This window comes from Flavobacterium hungaricum, from assembly GCF_015182285.1.
GTDB lineage: Bacteria > Bacteroidota > Bacteroidia > Flavobacteriales > Flavobacteriaceae > Flavobacterium > Flavobacterium hungaricum.
In genome coordinates, this window is the sequence record NZ_PRDM01000002.1 from 186,516 (window position 1) to 203,447 (window position 16,932).

The 16,932-nt window shown below is 33.4% G+C and carries 13 protein-coding genes; 6 read left to right on the forward strand and 7 right to left on the reverse strand.

Going from position 1 to position 16,932, the window contains the following annotated elements:
* Nucleotides 1-18 precede the first annotated feature (18 nt).
* Nucleotides 19-1,371 carry a serine hydrolase domain-containing protein gene (locus C4F50_RS08595; RefSeq protein WP_193846034.1) on the forward strand — a complete coding sequence of 451 codons (1,353 nt, stop codon included), beginning with the start codon at nt 19-21 and terminating at the stop codon, nt 1,369-1,371.
* 105 nt (nt 1,372-1,476) lie between these two features.
* On the opposite strand, the gene sufD is transcribed toward C4F50_RS08595, so the two are convergent.
* The 6 genes from sufD to C4F50_RS08625 form a co-directional block, all read right to left on the reverse strand.
* Nucleotides 1,477-2,793 carry a Fe-S cluster assembly protein SufD gene (sufD, locus tag C4F50_RS08600; protein WP_193846035.1) on the reverse strand — a complete coding sequence of 439 codons (1,317 nt, stop codon included), beginning with the start codon at nt 2,791-2,793 and terminating at the stop codon, nt 1,477-1,479.
* 47 nt (nt 2,794-2,840) lie between these two features.
* Nucleotides 2,841-3,230 (reverse strand): four helix bundle protein, encoded by a 390-nt coding sequence (locus C4F50_RS08605; RefSeq protein ID WP_193846036.1) that lies wholly within the window; start codon nt 3,228-3,230, stop codon nt 2,841-2,843.
* A gap of 84 nt (nt 3,231-3,314) precedes the next feature.
* Nucleotides 3,315-4,061: a Fe-S cluster assembly ATPase SufC gene (gene sufC / locus C4F50_RS08610; RefSeq protein ID WP_053472857.1), complete on the reverse strand. Its 747-nt coding sequence runs from the start codon at nt 4,059-4,061 to the stop codon at nt 3,315-3,317.
* 10 nt (nt 4,062-4,071) lie between these two features.
* On the reverse strand, nt 4,072-4,560 hold the full coding sequence (locus C4F50_RS08615; protein WP_193846037.1) for a flavodoxin family protein: 489 nt from the start codon (nt 4,558-4,560) through the stop codon (nt 4,072-4,074).
* Between the two features lie 7 nt (nt 4,561-4,567).
* Nucleotides 4,568-6,016, reverse strand: coding sequence for a Fe-S cluster assembly protein SufB (sufB, locus tag C4F50_RS08620; protein ID WP_193846038.1), 1,449 nt, complete (start codon nt 6,014-6,016; stop codon nt 4,568-4,570).
* Nucleotides 6,017-6,088: 72 nt separating this feature from the next.
* Nucleotides 6,089-6,418, reverse strand: coding sequence for a HesB/IscA family protein (locus C4F50_RS08625; RefSeq protein ID WP_026727150.1), 330 nt, complete (start codon nt 6,416-6,418; stop codon nt 6,089-6,091).
* A gap of 344 nt (nt 6,419-6,762) precedes the next feature.
* Between C4F50_RS08625 and C4F50_RS08630 the strand changes: the two genes are divergently transcribed.
* Both C4F50_RS08630 and C4F50_RS08635 read left to right on the forward strand, forming a co-directional pair.
* Nucleotides 6,763-7,689, forward strand: a complete 927-nt coding sequence (locus C4F50_RS08630; protein WP_193846039.1) for a hypothetical protein — start codon at nt 6,763-6,765, stop codon at nt 7,687-7,689.
* Between the two features lie 78 nt (nt 7,690-7,767).
* Entirely contained in the window at nt 7,768-8,625 is an 858-nt protein-coding gene (locus C4F50_RS08635) for an MBL fold metallo-hydrolase (protein WP_193846040.1), read from the forward strand.
* 67 nt (nt 8,626-8,692) lie between these two features.
* Here the strand turns inward: C4F50_RS08635 and C4F50_RS08640 are convergent, their stop codons facing one another.
* Nucleotides 8,693-11,506: a T9SS type A sorting domain-containing protein gene (locus C4F50_RS08640; RefSeq protein WP_193846041.1), complete on the reverse strand. Its 2,814-nt coding sequence runs from the start codon at nt 11,504-11,506 to the stop codon at nt 8,693-8,695.
* A 228-nt stretch (nt 11,507-11,734) separates the two neighbouring features.
* Here C4F50_RS08640 and C4F50_RS08645 point away from each other — a divergent pair, with 228 nt between their 5' ends.
* From C4F50_RS08645 to C4F50_RS08655, 3 genes are all read left to right on the forward strand, one after another.
* On the forward strand, nt 11,735-13,369 hold the full coding sequence (locus C4F50_RS08645; RefSeq protein ID WP_193846042.1) for a S8 family peptidase: 1,635 nt from the start codon (nt 11,735-11,737) through the stop codon (nt 13,367-13,369).
* 65 nt (nt 13,370-13,434) lie between these two features.
* A complete protein-coding gene (locus tag C4F50_RS08650; RefSeq protein WP_193846043.1) occupies nt 13,435-15,315 on the forward strand; it encodes a M1 family metallopeptidase in 1,881 nt (626 codons plus the stop codon).
* 431 nt (nt 15,316-15,746) lie between these two features.
* Nucleotides 15,747-16,892, forward strand: coding sequence for a S1 family peptidase (locus tag C4F50_RS08655; RefSeq protein WP_193846044.1), 1,146 nt, complete (start codon nt 15,747-15,749; stop codon nt 16,890-16,892).
* Nucleotides 16,893-16,932 lie beyond the last annotated feature (40 nt).

Below are 16,932 nucleotides of genomic sequence, written 5' to 3' on the forward strand. Positions count from 1 at the left end.
AAAATAACGTCAATCATTATGAAAAAATTTCTCAAAGTACTTTTACTTGTTCTGATTCTTGCTTTTTTGTATTTCGGATTTACTACTTATCCAAAGCTTGATTTAATTTCTGGTTTCTCTGCCAAAAGTGTTGCTTCGGGACATTTTATGGATAATCGCTCTTTAGATTTAATCGAAAAGACAGACAATGATATCGATCTGATTAACCAGGCAAAAAACTCGATTGATGAAGCAGGGAAATTTGCAACAGCATCTGTTTATGGTTTTAAAGAGAGAAAAGCAATTTATCGCGAAGGTTTGGGAGCGATTTTGATTAATGATGATTTTGATGTTTCAAAACCTTATTTGGTACCAAGTAGAAGAGCGTATAAATCTAAAATGCTGCCATTTCCTTATGGGAATGCAGATCCAACTGATACGGTTTTTGCTAATATTGATTATTCAAAACTAAAAAATGCAGTTGAAAATGCTTTTGATAAAGAGGGCAGAAAAGAGAAAAGAACACGCGCAATTGTGGTTTTGTATAAAGACAAATTGATTGCTGAAAAATACGATACAGGATTCAATAAAGACAGTAAAATTTTAGGCTGGTCGATGACAAAAAGCATCACAAACTCGGCTTTTGGAGTTTTGGCAAAACAAGGAAAGCTTGATATCTACAAACCCGCACCTGTTGCAGAATGGCAAAATGATGAACGCAAAAACATTACTATTAATGATTTACTGCACATGAATTCTGGGTTGGAATGGGAAGAAAACTACACCAAAATCTGCGATGCAACAGTAATGCTTTTTCAGGCAGCAGATATGGGAAAAGTACAATTGGACAAACCAGCAGAATTTAAACCAAACACCCATTGGAATTACTCTTCTGGAACAACCAATTTATTGTGCAGGATATTGAGAAGCCAATTTAAAACACAGCAAGAATATTTAGATTTTTGGTACAGTGCAGTAATCGACAAAATCGGAATGAATTCGATGATTGTAGAACAAGATATGTCGGGGACTTTTGTAGGTTCATCCTACGGATGGGCAACCGCACGGGACTGGTCTAAATTTGGATTATTATATCTTAAGAAAGGAAACTGGAACGGAGAACAAATCCTTGACGAAAGCTGGGTAAAATATACGGCAGAACCAACCAACACTTCTGAAGGGAAATATGGAGCACAGTTTTGGTTAAACGCGGGAGGGAAGTTCCCAGACGTTCCTCGTGATATGTATTATTGCAGCGGTTATCAAGGTCAAATGGTGGCGATTATTCCGTCTAAAGATATGGTAATTGTGAGAATGGGGGTAAGAGAAGGTGATAAAAGGTTTGACTTTAATGGGTTTTTGAAGGAGGTGATTGCAGCTGTTGGGAAATAAAATTTAACTGCAAAGAACGCAAGGTAAAAAGCGCAAAGTTCGCAAAGCTTATATAAAAACCTTGCGAACTTTGCGTAAAACTTAGCGAACCTTGCGGTTAATCTATTACAAATCAAATCCTAAATTCACGCCCAATTTCGTGGCAATGATTTTAGTAATTCTTTGTTTTAATTCTGGTATTTTGATGCTTTCGATAACAGCATTTGAGAATGCGTACATCAATAAGGCTTTAGCTTCTTTTTGAGGGATACCACGTGATTGCATGTAGAACATAGCAGTTTCATCCAACTGTCCAACCGTACATCCGTGAGAACATTTTACATCATCTGCAAAAATCTCTAATTGTGGTTTTGCGTTGATAGTAGCTTTGTCACTCAATAAAATATTGTTGCTTTTTTGGAAAGCATTTGTTTTTTGAGCTTCTTTTTCTACCAAAACTTTTCCGTTGAAAACTCCAGTTGAGCGATCCGAATAAATTCCTTTATAATCCTGAAAACTTTCGCAGTTTGGCTGTGCATGGTTTACCAGAGTATAATGATCAACGTGCTGTTTATCATTCAAAATAGAAATTCCGTTTAGCGTACTTGTCAATCTTTCACCAAAATGATAAAAGTTTAAGTTGTTACGAGTCAAATTTCCTCCAAATGAGAAAGTATGAACATATGCATGACTTTCTTGTTGCTGCGAAACATAAGTGTTGTCAACTAAGTTAGCTTCGCTATTATCATTTTGAATTTTGTAATAATCAACAATAGCACGTTTTTGAGCAAAAATCTCGGTAACAGAGTTTGTTAAAACTGGATTTTCGTTTAAACTTTGGTGACGCTCTATAATTTGAACATGTGAATTTTCACCCACAATAACCAAATTTCTTGGCTGAACCATTAATGCAGCTTCATTTCCTGTTGAGAAAAACATAATCTCAATAGGTTTGTCTGCCACTTTTTTCTTTGGAATATTGATAAAAGCACCTTCCATTGCAAATGCAGTATTCAATGACGTCAAGCTGTCGTCTTTACTTGCAATTTGATTGAAGTAGGTATCAATAATCATTTTATATTTTGGTTTGGTCAATGCCGAAGACATTAAGCAAACATCGATTCCGTCGTGTGTTGTAGAAGACAAATGCGAACTGAAAACACCATCGATAAAAACTAATTTATAAGTGTCAATTTCGTGTAAAAAGTATTTTTTTACCTGATTGAATTCGATTGCATTTTCCTGCTTAGGAAAAACCGTAAAGTCATTTTTTAAGATGGCGTTTAGCGATGTGTATTTCCAAGCTTCTTCTTTTTTGGTTGGGAAACCTTTATTTTCGAAGTTTTTTATAGCAGTTGTACGTATGTCATGCAAATCTGAATGCACATCGACACGCTCTTCAAAAGCCATAAAAGACGATACTAATTTTTCTTTTAAATCCATTGTTCTTTTGTTTCCTTCGGTGTTTCAGGTTTCAAGTTTCAGGTTGCTTATTGAAACTTATTCCCCTTGAAATCTTTTTTATTTAGGTAAGTGATAAAGTTTTTTATTTTACCGCTTAAATTTTCATAATCCTTTTTTAAAGCTTCGAATTTTTCTTCTGAAATATATTCAAAATCAAAAACCCGATATAACTGAGATCTTGTTTCTCCTGCAGAGCCTTTTGCGATAGATAAAAATTGTCTAAATTCTAAATTTCCATCTCTTTCAAAACCTTCAGCAATATTATCCATCACTGATCCAGAAGAATCTTTTATTTGATTTTTGAATCTAAGATCTGATCTTAATTCTGTATGAATTGCAATAAGGTGAATTTCTTTTGCAAGTCGGCGAGCTTCTTTCCAAATTTCTAAATCCTCAAATCGATTAATTGTTGCCATAATTTCTGTTTTAATTAATTTAAGTTTAAACTTACAAAAACAAGTTTAACCTGAAACTAAAAAAACATGAAACCTGAAACAAAATTAGTTTTCTGCTTTAATCCAGTCGTATCCTTTTTCTTCCAATTCGTAAGCCAATTCTTTTCCTCCAGATTTTACGATTTTTCCGTTGTAAAGAACGTGAACGAAATCTGGAACGATATAGTCTAACAGACGTTGGTAGTGCGTGATTACGATAATTGCGTTTTTGTCGCTTTTTAATTTGTTAACTCCATTAGCCACAATTCTTAAAGCATCGATATCAAGACCAGAATCGGTTTCGTCAAGAATAGCCAATTTTGGCTCTAACATTGCCATTTGGAAAATCTCGTTTCTTTTTTTCTCTCCTCCAGAAAACCCTTCGTTTAATGAACGTGATAAAAATTTACGATCGATTTCTAATAATTCAGATTTCTCACGAATTACTTTCAGCATTTCGTTTGCCGGCATTTCTTCCTGACCGTTTGCTTTACGTGTTTCGTTGATAGCTGTTTTCATGAAGTTAGTAACACTAACTCCTGGAATTTCTACAGGATATTGAAAAGAAAGGAAAACACCTTTGTGCGCTCTTTCTTCTGGCGCAAGATCAGCAAGATCTTCTCCGTCAAGAATAACTTCTCCGTCTGTAACTTCGTAGTTTTCGTTTCCTGCAATAACAGCAGAAAGTGTACTTTTTCCAGAACCGTTTGGTCCCATGATAGCGTGAACTTCTCCAGCTTTAACTTCTATATTAATTCCTTTAAGGATTTCTTTATCACCAATTGAGGCGTGAAGGTTTTTTATTGATAACATTGTTTTTATTTTATATAAATGTCAATTCTATTTTTGTTGATTGGTTTAGGATGTTTGCATTAAAATGCTTGTTTCCTAAATATTCCATGCCCAGATAATCGGCTGATTTTTGAAACGGAATGTAAAAACTTTCGTCAGTTTCATTATCGTGAGAATTTGATATCACTCCGATTTTTTTTCCTCTTAGTTTTCGTCCGGTCTCTTTTTCAATTCGGATTAAATCTGAAATCCTGTCAAAAAAGACCTTCATAATTCCGCTCATATTATACCAATAAATAGGCGTTGCAAAAATTAAAGTATCATACTTTTCGATAATTCCTCTTATAAGAGGTAAAAAATCATCGTTTATATTTTTGCTTTCATAATCATAATATGAAATACTATAATCACTTAAATTAACGACATCAATGTTGTGTTCTTTTGAAAGCGCATCTACAATTTTTGTTGTATTTCCGTTTTTTCTTGAAGAACCTAAAATGATGACTTTTTTATTTTGCATCTTCAAATTATCCTACAGAACCTTCTAAAGAAATCTCTAATAGTTTTTGAGCTTCTACAGCAAATTCCATTGGTAGTTTATTCAATACGTCTTTACTGAAACCGTTTACAATTAAGGCAATCGCTTTTTCTGTCGGGATACCTCTTTGGTTGCAATAAAAGACCTGATCTTCTCCAATTTTACTTGTAGTTGCTTCGTGCTCTATTTTTGCCGATGGATTTTTACTTTCGATGTAAGGGAAAGTATGTGCTCCGCAATTATTACCCATTAAAAGAGAATCACATTGCGAAAAGTTTCTTGCATTCTCAGCTCTTGGAGAAATCTGCACCAATCCACGGTAACTGTTTTGTGATTTACCAGCCGAAATACCTTTAGAAATAATAGTCGATTTAGTATTTTTTCCTAAATGGATCATTTTAGTTCCAGTATCTGCTTGTTGGTAATTATTGGTAACGGCAATTGAATAAAATTCTCCAACCGAATTGTCTCCTTTAAGTACACAAGAAGGATATTTCCAAGTTACTGCAGAACCAGTTTCAACCTGAGTCCATGAAATTTTAGCGTTTGTTTCGCATAAACCTCTTTTGGTTACGAAGTTGTAAACCCCGCCTTTTCCTTCTTTGTTTCCAGGGAACCAGTTTTGAACGGTAGAATATTTAATTTCTGCATCATCCAAAGCAATAAGTTCAACTACAGCGGCGTGCAATTGGTTTTCGTCACGGCTTGGAGCTGTACAGCCTTCAAGGTAAGAAACGTAACTTCCTGCATCTGCAATCACAAGAGTTCTTTCGAATTGTCCTGTTCCTGCCTGATTGATTCTAAAATAAGTTGAAAGTTCCATTGGGCAGCGAACGCCTTTTGGAATATAACAGAAACTTCCGTCAGAGAAAACCGCTGAGTTTAATGCTGCATAGAAGTTGTCTTTTTGAGGTACAACGGTTCCTAAATATTTTTTTACTAATTCAGGATGTTCTTTAATAGCTTCTGAAATTGGACAAAAAATAATGCCTTTTTCAGCCAAAGTTTTCTTGAAAGTTGTTGCTACAGAAACAGAATCGACCACAATATCCATAGCGACATTGTTCATCATTTTTTGTTCATCAACAGAAATTCCCAGTTTTTTGTACATCTCTAAAAGTTCTGGATCTACATCATCCAGTGTTTTGTCCGGATCTACTTGTTTTGGAGCTGAATAATAAGAAATTGCCTGAAAATCTGGTTTTTCGTAATTTACGTTTGCCCATTCTGGTTCAATCATTTCTTTCCATGCACGAAAAGCCTCGATGCGCCATTCGGTCATCCATTCAGGTTCTTCTTTTTTCAGCGAAATAGCTCTTACAATTTCTTCGTTTAAGCCAATAGGGAAAGTCTCAGATTCTATATTGGTATAAAATCCGTATTCATATTCTTTGGTTTCCAGTTCGATTTTTAAATCGTCTTCGGTGTATTTGCTCATTGTTGATTTAAAGATTTAAAGATTCAATTCAGAATAAGAATTAACCTTTATTAGTCTTGGTATTCTATTTTATTATAGTGAAAATGATTCACCGCATCCGCAAGTTCTGCTTGCGTTTGGATTATTGAAAACAAATCCTTTCCCGTTTAATCCTCCAGAAAACTCTAAAATTGTTCCGGCTAAATATAGGAATGATTTTTTTTCAACTGCAATTTGTATATCATTATCCACGAATATTTTATCATCATCGCCTTTGGTTTTGTCAAACTTTAAATCATAAGACAAACCAGAGCAACCACCGCTTTTTACACCTACTCTAACATAGTCGTGTGCAGCATCAAAACCATCATCCGTCATCAAGTCGATGATTTTCTTTTTGGCAGTATCTGAAACTTTTATCATTGTTATTTGGTATTTGTTTTTAAGCGCATAATTAATCTAAAAATAATTCGTCATTAAATTATTAAAGATTTAAAATGCTAATTTTCAATGTTAAATCAAAATTGTCTGCAAAGATACGACTTAAAAACCTTTTTCCATAACGGTTCACATTATTATAACAAATGTTAAAATAGATAATAGTTATTTTTATAAAATTGATCCATATAAATAACTCTTTCGGTCAAGTAAAAATCGCTTTTTGAGGATGTTTTATTAGAAATTTATTTTTTAGTGTTAAAAACAAGTATTTCTACTTATTGAAATGAATTATTTATAGATAATTTTGCACGAAATTGGGAATAATTATGAATAATCAATACAAAAATAATTGGTTTAAGACTTTTTTTGCACTTTTACTTGGTTTTGGATTAGGTGCTACAGTCTTTATTTTCAGCAATGAATTACACGGAGGCAAGCGTAAAATAAAAGCAGCTCGTTCCATAAACAATCTATCAATTACAGACGACGGTTTTTTGGAACAGCAAAGCATTTTAGATTCGCTAAGTACTTTAAAAGCTGCTTATGATGTGATAATATTAGAAAATGCGGTTTTATCTGATGAATTGGAATTGGAAAAAAGAAATATTGAAAATTTAATGGAAATTATTCAGGCATCTCATAACCCTTCTATACAGCAGATAAAAATATATCGAAACCAGCTTGTAGTTTTAAAAGTTTCGCTTGACGCTAAAATGGCAGAAATAAAAAAACTAAAATCTCAAAATAAAAATTTGCTGACCGAAATTGAAAGCCAGAATCTTGTCATGTACAAACAGAAAGTAGAAAATGACACTCTGGTTTTAAAGCAGAAGAAGCTGGAAACGACCTTAAAAGATGCTGCAAAATTGTCATTGAGTAATTTTAAAGTTATAGCGCTTAAAGAAAAGAGTTCTGGAAAAGAACTGGAAACTGAAAAAGCAAAGAATGCTAAAAAAATAAAAGTAAGTTTTACTGTAAACGGAAATTCGGCTGCAAAAACAGGAAAACACCTCTTTTATATTCAGGTTTTAGATCAAAAAAATGCTGTTTTGGGCGAAAATAAATTAATTGAATTTGAGAATGATAAAGCTTTGGTTTATAGTTTTATTGTCGCTACAGATTTTCAAGGTAAATCTGCAAATGTTTATGGAGTTTTAAATGCCGACGAAGGTGCGTTTAAAAAGGGAACTTACTTTATTAATTTTTTTGATAAGCAGGAAATTATGGGAAGTACGTCGGTAACTTTAGAATAATATTGAGAAGTTTTTAAGTTTTAATTTTAGTAAAAGGATTTAGGATTCCATAGCTTTGTTGTTTTAGAAATTAAGCTTATGAAACTTTATCCCATAGAATCTGGAAACTTTAAATTAGATGGCGGCGCTATGTTTGGAGTCGTCCCAAAAACGATCTGGAACAAAACCAATCCTGCCGATTCTAATAATCTAATTGATATTGCAGCACGCTGTCTGCTTATTGAAGAGGGAAATCGATTAATTCTGATTGATACCGGAATGGGTAATAAACAGTCAGAAAAATTCTTTGGCTATTACTCGCTCTGGGGATCTCATTCTATAGATCAATCTTTGGCAAAATATGGTTTTCACCGAAATGACATTACAGATGTTTTTATGACGCACCTGCATTTTGATCATTGCGGCGGAAGCATACAGTGGAACTCTGATAAAACGGGTTATGAACCTGCTTTTAAAAACGCAAAATTCTGGACCAACGAAAATCACTGGCAATGGGCAGTGAATCCTAATGCGCGTGAAAAAGCTTCATTTTTGTCTGAAAATCTTCTTCCGATGCAGGAAAGCGGCAAATTGAATTTTATAAAAAGACCAGAAAGCGATTTTGGCTTTTCTGAAGAACTAAATTTTGGAATTTATTATGTAGACGGCCATACCGAAAAACAGATGATTCCGCATATTCAATACCAGGATAAAACAATCGTTTTTTGCGCTGATCTTTTGGCTACTGCCGGACATGTTCCGCTGCCGTATGTTATGGGGTATGATACCAGGCCGCTTTTAACGTTAGATGAAAAAGCAAAATTCTTAAATGCGGCAGCTGATAAAAATTATTATTTGTTTTTAGAACACGACGCACACAATCAAATTATCACAGTCGAAAATACAGAAAAAGGAGTAAGGCTTAAAGAGGTTTTTACTTGCGAAGAGATTCTTTGAGACTAAATTTTATTATAAAAAAATCCCATTTTCAAAATGGGATTTTTAATTTTAAACAAAGGGAATATTATTCGACGATTACTTTTTTAGCAGAAGCAGCGTCCTGACTGATTAAGTAAACATAATAAACTCCTTTTGGCAGTTCGGACAAATTAATTGTATGAACGGTATTATCAGAATTTAGTTTAAATGATTTTACCAGCTGTCCTAGTACATTATAAATATTTACTTTTTCTAGATTTGCGTTTTGAATATTTAATACGTCTTTTGTTGGGTTTGGGTAGATAACCACTTTTTCAAAAATTGATTCTTCTAAGCCAAGCGTACAAGTTTCAGAATAGGTCGTTGTACTTTCTTTAATTTTCGACCAATTTGCATTAGAATAAGCAACATTATCAACTTTAATACACTTTAATTTTGAGTTATTTAAAAAACTTGTTGCTGTGCCGGAAGCAGTAGTTTTTCCTGTAACTGAAGGCAAAATAAAGTTCTTGTTATTGCCATTTTGAACATTCAATGCTGTCAGCGGATTGAATTCAATAAAAATGAGCTCTAAAAGTGGGTTTTTACTTAAATCAACTTCAGTTAATTCGTTATTGCTGATGTTTAAACGTTTTAAAAGAGGGTTGTTGCTCAAATCTATTGTTGTCAATTTTGCATTATTAAAATACAAATTTTCTAGTTTAGGATTTGATCTGACATTTAATGTAGAAATGTTGGTATAAGTACAATTAAGGTCTTTTAAATTGGGTAAATTAGAAACATCTATTGTGCTTAAATTAGTGTTGCCGCAATAAATGGATTCTAATTTAATGTTTTCAGAAAAATCTATCTCTGTAAGTTTATTTTCATCAATTGTGACAAAGAGAAGATTTTTATTTTGTGACAAATCAATTGATTTAATCTGATTTTTTGAACACATTAAATTAACTAGCTGCGTGTTTTTCGTAACATCTAAACTGGTTACATTATTGTCATGAAGTGCTAATTTAGTAAGTAATATATTTTTACTTACATCAATAGCGGTTACTTTATTGTAGTTAAGGTCTAAATAAGTTAATGAAACAAAATCCTCAATTCCTGTCATGTCGGCAATATTAGAACTTGTAACGTCCAAATAAGTTATTGATTTAACACTTGATGTAGCTACTTTTCCATTTTTTCCGTCTTTGTCGATTTCTAAAGCAATTAGTTTATCTTCAAAATTAGAATCAGGAATCAAAGTGTATGGTGTACAATCTACATTGTAATTTGCGGTTATGTCTTTAAGAGCCGTCCAATTATCTGCAGCATAAGTTTCGTCATCAACCTGAATACATTTTAGATCAGGATTGCTTTTAAAATTTGAGTTAAGATCAAAATAGGAATTATTACCATTTTTTAAATTTAAATTCGATAAACTATTTTGACTGCAATTAACTAAAGTTAAGTTTTTGTTTTGAGATAAATCTAAAGCAGAAAGTTTGTTATTAGAAGTATCCAAATAGTTCAAAGCGGTAAATCCCTGTATTCCTGTTAAGTCTTTAATTAAACTTGAAGAAACATCTAGAGAAGTTATGTTGGCTATACTGCTGTTTAGAACAGAACCGTTTTTACCATCTGTGTCGATGTTTAGGGCGATTAATTTATCCTCAAAGACTGAATCAGGTATTGGCGTCACTTGAGAACAATCAACAGTAGAATAAGATGCAGAAGGATCTTTAAAGCTTTGCCACTTTTCATTAGAAAAAAGCGCGTCATCAACTAAAATGCAAGTAAGTGCCGGATTATTTTTAAAATCAATGTTATTTAAATTTAATAATATTCTGCTGTTGTTTCCATTTCTTAAATTTACTCTGGTTAACACTTTGTTTTCAGAACATTGTATAGACGTTAATGCAGTATTTTTAGAAACATCTAAATTTATTAACTCATTCAAAGGACACCAAAGTGTGGATAGCTTTTTATTGTTTGAAACATCAATATTGGTTAATTTGTTTGATTTACAGGATAAAAGGAGTAAATTAAGATTTTGAGAAAGATCAAGGCTTGTTATTTCATTATAAAAAAGCGATAAATATTGTAAAGCAGTATTTTTTGAAGTATTTATCGTGGTTAACTTATTGTAGGCTACATTTAAATAAGTTAAATCTAAGTTTTGTGAGATGTCTATAGTCGTTAATTTATTTGACATAACGCTTAAAGATTTCAATGCTTTAAAATCTTGTATACCTGTCAAATCGCTAATATTGCTAAAATAAAGATCAATTTCTGTAATTGTATTGATTTTTGATGTCAAAACTTTTCCGTCAGGAACTCCAGAATCAATTCCTAATGCGATTAATTTATTCTCAAAATTTATGTCTGGCAGGATTGTGTATTGAGGATTTATCTCTGCTATATCAACGACAGAAATATTATCAATCAAAATTTGAGAATTGATTGATCCGGTTATCCAAACACTAATTTCGGCATTTTGACTTATTGTAGAGACATAATCAAATTCGATTTTTCTCCATTCAGAAGTTACAGAATTAGCATCTGCTATTTTTTGAATTGTTGTTTTAAAAGCGTCTGTTTTTGTTAAGTTTAATTCAATGGAAGAAAAAGTTCCAGAAACCAGCTTTTGGTAAAGAGTAATGCGATAAGTTTTGCCAGGCTGTAGAGAAAAAGATTCACTATTTATGTAATTAAAATTACCGCTGGTTATCTCCATCTTTGTACTCGAATTACCTTTTTGAGCATCAAGACTTTGATAAATAAGCCCGTTAAAATTGCGAAACCAATTGTCTGGCTGTGATGAAGATGTCCAATTTTCAAAATCGCCATTTGTAACTAAATTGGTTTGTGCATAAGTAGAAAAATTTGCTAAAAATAGCAGTAAAAGTAGTTTTGCTCTCATAGACTATTATGTTTTGAAAGCGCAATGATACAATAATCATTTTAGATTTTATTACGGGAACCCGTATTAAAATAACAGTGAATGGGTAATAAATATCCTATCAGAAAAAAATTAATTTTGAAAAAATTAAACCCTAATTTCATAACGCATTGTTAACAGTTAGTTTTTTGTAACAAAAAAGCATAATTTAGACCCAACTTTTAACTTTTCACATTAAATTAAACATAGATGAATCATATAAAACCTCTTAAATTATCTGCCTTTGCTTTATTAGTTTTAGCAGGATGCAGTGCTTCTGTGCAAGCTCAGGTTTCAGCTTCAAAAGAATTTATAAAAGCACCTTTAGAAATTGTAAAAAAAGCACCCGTTACAGAAAATGAATTAAAAAGATGGAGTCATCTGGATTTAATCAAAGATTCTATTCCGGGAATGAGTGTTGATAAAGCTTACGCTGAATTACTTCAAGGTAAAAATGGAGTAAAAGTAATCGTTGGAATTGTAGATTCTGGTGTAGATATCGAACACGAAGATCTTAAAGGAATGATCTGGACGAATCCAAAAGAAATTCCAGGAAACGGAATCGATGACGATAAAAACGGTTATATTGATGATGTAAACGGATGGAATTTCCTTGGAAATGCAGTTCACGAAAATCTAGAAATGACCCGTATCGTTAAAAAAGGCGATGATGGTTCTGCACAATATAAAGAAGCTTTGGCTCAATATACGGAGAAGTCTGAGAAAGCACTGAAAGACAAAGAACAGGTAGATTTCTTATTGGATGTTCACGGAACCCTTAAAAAAGCGTTGAATAAAACAACTTACAAAGCAGAGGATTTAAATACAATCACTTCTACAGATCCAAAAGTATCAAGAAGTAAGATCATCATGACGCAGATCTTTACCAATGCTGGTCCTACGTTTGATCCAGAAGCTGAACTTGAAGAATACAGAGAACAGGTTTATGATCAGTTAAATTATAACCTTAATAAAGAATACGACGGAAGAAAAGTAGTCGGCGATAATCCTGATGATATCAAAAATAATCGTTACGGAAACAATGTCGTTTTTGGTCCAGATAAAGAAAAAGCACTTCACGGAACTCACGTTGCTGGAATTATAGCCCAGATTCGCGGTAATAATTTAGGTGGAGACGGAGTTGCAGCAAATGTTGAAATTTTGACTGTTAGAGCGGTGCCAGATGGAGACGAATATGATAAAGATATTGCTTTGGCAATTCGTTATGCAGTTGACAATGGCGCAAAAGTAATCAACGGAAGTTTCGGAAAAAGTTTTTCTCCGCACAAAGACTGGGTTTATGATGCCATTAAATATGCAGCAAAGAAAGACGTTCTAATTGTTCATGCAGCCGGAAATGATGGTTATAATATTGACGAAACCAAAAACATTAATTATCCAAACGATTCAAAAGATAATATCAAAGAGTTTTCAGATAATGTGATTACAATTGGTGCAATCAATAAAGAATATGGAAAAAATGTGGTGGCTGGATTTTCTAACTTTGGAAAAATCAACGTAGACGTTTTTGCTCCAGGTGAAGAAATCTATGCTACAGTACCAAACAACAAATATAAATATCTGCAGGGAACCTCTATGGCGTCTCCAAATGCGGCAGGAGTTGCAACATTAATTCGTTCGTATTATCCTAAATTAAAAGCGGCACAGGTAAAACAGATTTTAATGGAATCTGGTGTGGCACTTCCATCACAGGTTGTTTTAGGAGAAAATCCAAACCCGGATCAGGAGCCGGTTGCAGTTTCGTCTGCAGAATCATCAAAAACGGCTAAGATGGTAAATGCTTATAACGCTTTATTACTGGCAGAAAAGATGTCTAAAAAATAAAAAAAATACACTATTAATCCAATGGAAGGGCTTTTGCTCTTCCATTTCATTATTATTTATAAATCATGCGAAAAATTATTTTACTTTCATTCTTAAGCTTGGGTTTAAGCCCTGCATTTGCTCAAAATGCACCCTATTGGCAGCAGCATGCTGATTACAAAATGGAGGTTTCTATGGATGTTAAAAATTATCAGTACAAAGGAAAACAAGAATTGGTTTACACCAATAATTCTCCAGATACACTGAAAAAAGTATTTTATCATTTATATCCAAATGCATTTCAGCCGGGAAGTGAAATGGATGCTCGTCTTCATTTTATCAAAGATCCAGACGGAAGAATGGTAACAAAAGTAAAAGGAGCTGATGGAAAAGAAACGAAACAAAGCCGTATCGAATCTTTAAAACCAAATGAAATTGGATTTTTAAAAATCACCAACTTTAAACAAGACGGTGTAACAGCGCAGACAAGATTATCCTCTACAATTTTAGAAGTGACTTTGGCTAAACCGATTTTACCAAACTCTAAATCGACCTTTACTTTAGATTTTGACGGACAAGTTCCTGTTCAGATTCGTCGTTCTGGAAGAAACAATTCTGAAGGAGTTGAACTTTCTATGTCACAATGGTACCCAAAATTAGCCGAATTTGATTTTGAAGGCTGGCATGCAGATCCATACATTGCTAGAGAATTTCACGGTGTTTGGGGTAATTTTGATGTAAAAATCACGATCGATAAAGAGTATACAATTGGAGGTTCTGGTTATCTTCAAGACAAAAATTCAATTGGTCATGGTTACGAAGATGCTGGTGTAACAGTTACCTATCCTAAAAAAGCAAAAACGTTGACATGGCATTTTATTGCACCAAACGTTCATGATTTTGCGTGGGCGGCAGACAAAGAATATACACATGATATTGTAAAAGGACCAAACGATGTTGACCTGCATTTCTTCTACAAAAACAATCCAAAAACTACGGCAAACTGGAAACAGTTAGAACCTTTAATGGTTAAAGTAATGGATTATTACAACAATAGAGTGGGTGCTTATCCGTACAAACAGTACTCTTTTATTCAAGGCGGTGACGGCGGAATGGAGTACGCAATGTGTACGTTAATGTTAGGAAACGGAACTCTTGAAGGAATTACGGGTACTGCAACACACGAATTAGGGCACTCTTGGTTCCAGCATATTTTGGCTTCAAACGAGTCTAAACACCCTTGGATGGACGAAGGTTTTACAACTTATATTGAAGACAGCGCTTTGAACGAATTAAAAGGAGATAAAAAAGAAGCAAATCCGTTTAAAGGAAATTATGCAGCTTATTACAACTTGGTAAATTCTGGAAAAGAACAGCCTCAGACTACACACGGAGATCGTTATGATGAAAACCGTCCGTATAGTATTTCATCTTACATCAAAGGAAGTCTTTTCCTTTCGCAATTAGATTATGTAATTGGTAAAGAAAATGTCGATGCGACTTTGAAGAGATATTATAATGATTTCAAATTCAAACACCCAAATCCAAACGATATCAAAAGAACTGCCGAAAGAGTTTCTGGTGCAGAATTAGACTGGTATCTTATAGATTGGACACAAACAACAAATACAATTGATTACGGAATCAAAGATGTCGCTGACAATGCAGGAAAAACAACCGTAACTTTAGAAAGAATTGGAAGAATGCCAATGCCAATTGATTTGAAAGTTGATTATACAGACGGAACTTCAGAAACATTTTATATTCCGTTAAGAATGATAAATTACATCAAACCAAATCCAAACCCGAACGAAAAAAGAACAGTTCTGGAAGATTGGGCGTGGGCACAGCAAAACTATAGTTTTACAATTGATAAAAACAAAACAGCAATCAAAAAAATCACCATCGATCCAAGCGGATTAATGGCAGATGTTAAAGCAGCCAATAATGTTTTTGAAGTAAAATAAAAATTCATTTATTTTTTTAATAAAGCCAAAGCTAGATTTATTCTGGCTTTGGCTTTATTGTTTTAAAAAAGGATTAAAATAGCAGTTCATTTTAATTACCAAGGCTTTGCCTTGAAGACTAGAGATTTAAATCAATAGACTTTTATTGGCACATAATTTGAAATGCAAACACTTTAGTTGGGATATATTAGTCACGATCTGAAAAACTTTAAATTAAAGGAGAAAATGCTAATGAGTTGTTATAAAAAATAATAGAAAACTTTAAGAAAAAAAATACATATAATGTCCAATACCATGATATGCGGCTACTTGTTTTAACAATTAAATTACTACCTTCGGGCCGTCAAAATAGCGGCTGATAATTTTTTGAATTGACAGCCAAAAATGAATTAACAACCAAAAATAAATTAATAAAACTTACCTATTTACAAATGAAAATTAGAAAAATCGGACCCAACAATGATTTGCAAGATATCAGCAGTAAAAAAAGAAAACCTTATAAAATTATCATATTTGCTGTAGCCCTTCTTTCAACAGCAGCTTTTTTTGGCTTTAAATATTTAAAAAAACCGCCTGCTGCTATTTGTTTAGATTCAGATACAAAAGTTTATGACCAATATAAAGATGCAGTTGTACTGATAAAACACAGCTATGGTTATTTTGCAAAAATTAAAGGAACTGAAATTCCGATTTCTGTTGAAGATGCAAGAGAGGAAACGGTTTTTGGAACAGGTTTTTTTGTAGATAGAGACGGAAAAATAGTAACCAACAGCCATGTTTTGCAGCCATGGAACTCATCAAATGAACAACAGGAAAAAGTAAATGCTACTATAAGAAATGTTAGATTAAAAATTGCTTCAATTCTTACTACTGATGTTACAGAAGATCAATATCAAAGTTTTATTGAAAGAAACTGGCGAATTGCATCTGCTTATGATGAAGGTGAAGGAGAAGGCGATTATGAAGGAGAAGGTGAAGAAACAACTGAAGAGTCGGCCGGAGAAGAATTTGTGAGTTCAAATGAGCAAGAAGCAGAGACAGACAGTGCGACAACAGATATTGCGGCTGCTATTCCTGTAAAAGAATATGTGTCGAAAGATGATATTGAGGTCTATGTAAAAACGATAGAGATTGCGGTTGCACTTCATGATTCGAATGACGAATGGCTTAACTGTGAGATCGAAAAAGTTTCAGAAGATGCTAATATTGATTTAGGAACTTTAAGCTTACAAAATCATTCAACCCCTGCAAGTGTTGTAAACATTATCAATCTGGACAATGCTGTTAAAGACGACGCCTCTTTAAGTCCTGGACAAAAAGCAATAATGGTTGGTTACCCTTTGGGAATGGATTTGGCAAAGACAGATTCAGGTATAAAAGTACAGCTTTACGATGGTAAAATAAGTAAAGAATCAGACGGTAACAAAATTCAGTATAGTATCACGTCTACGCATGGCGCCAGCGGTGCACCAATCTTTAATGAATGCGGTGAGTTGATCGCAGTCAATTTCAGCGGAATAGATGAGGTACAGGGCTTTAATTTTGGAATTGTAGCCAAACATATTAGCTCTTTCTAATTAAATCTCGCTAGTATTTGTTGTTTTTTTCTTTTGTAAT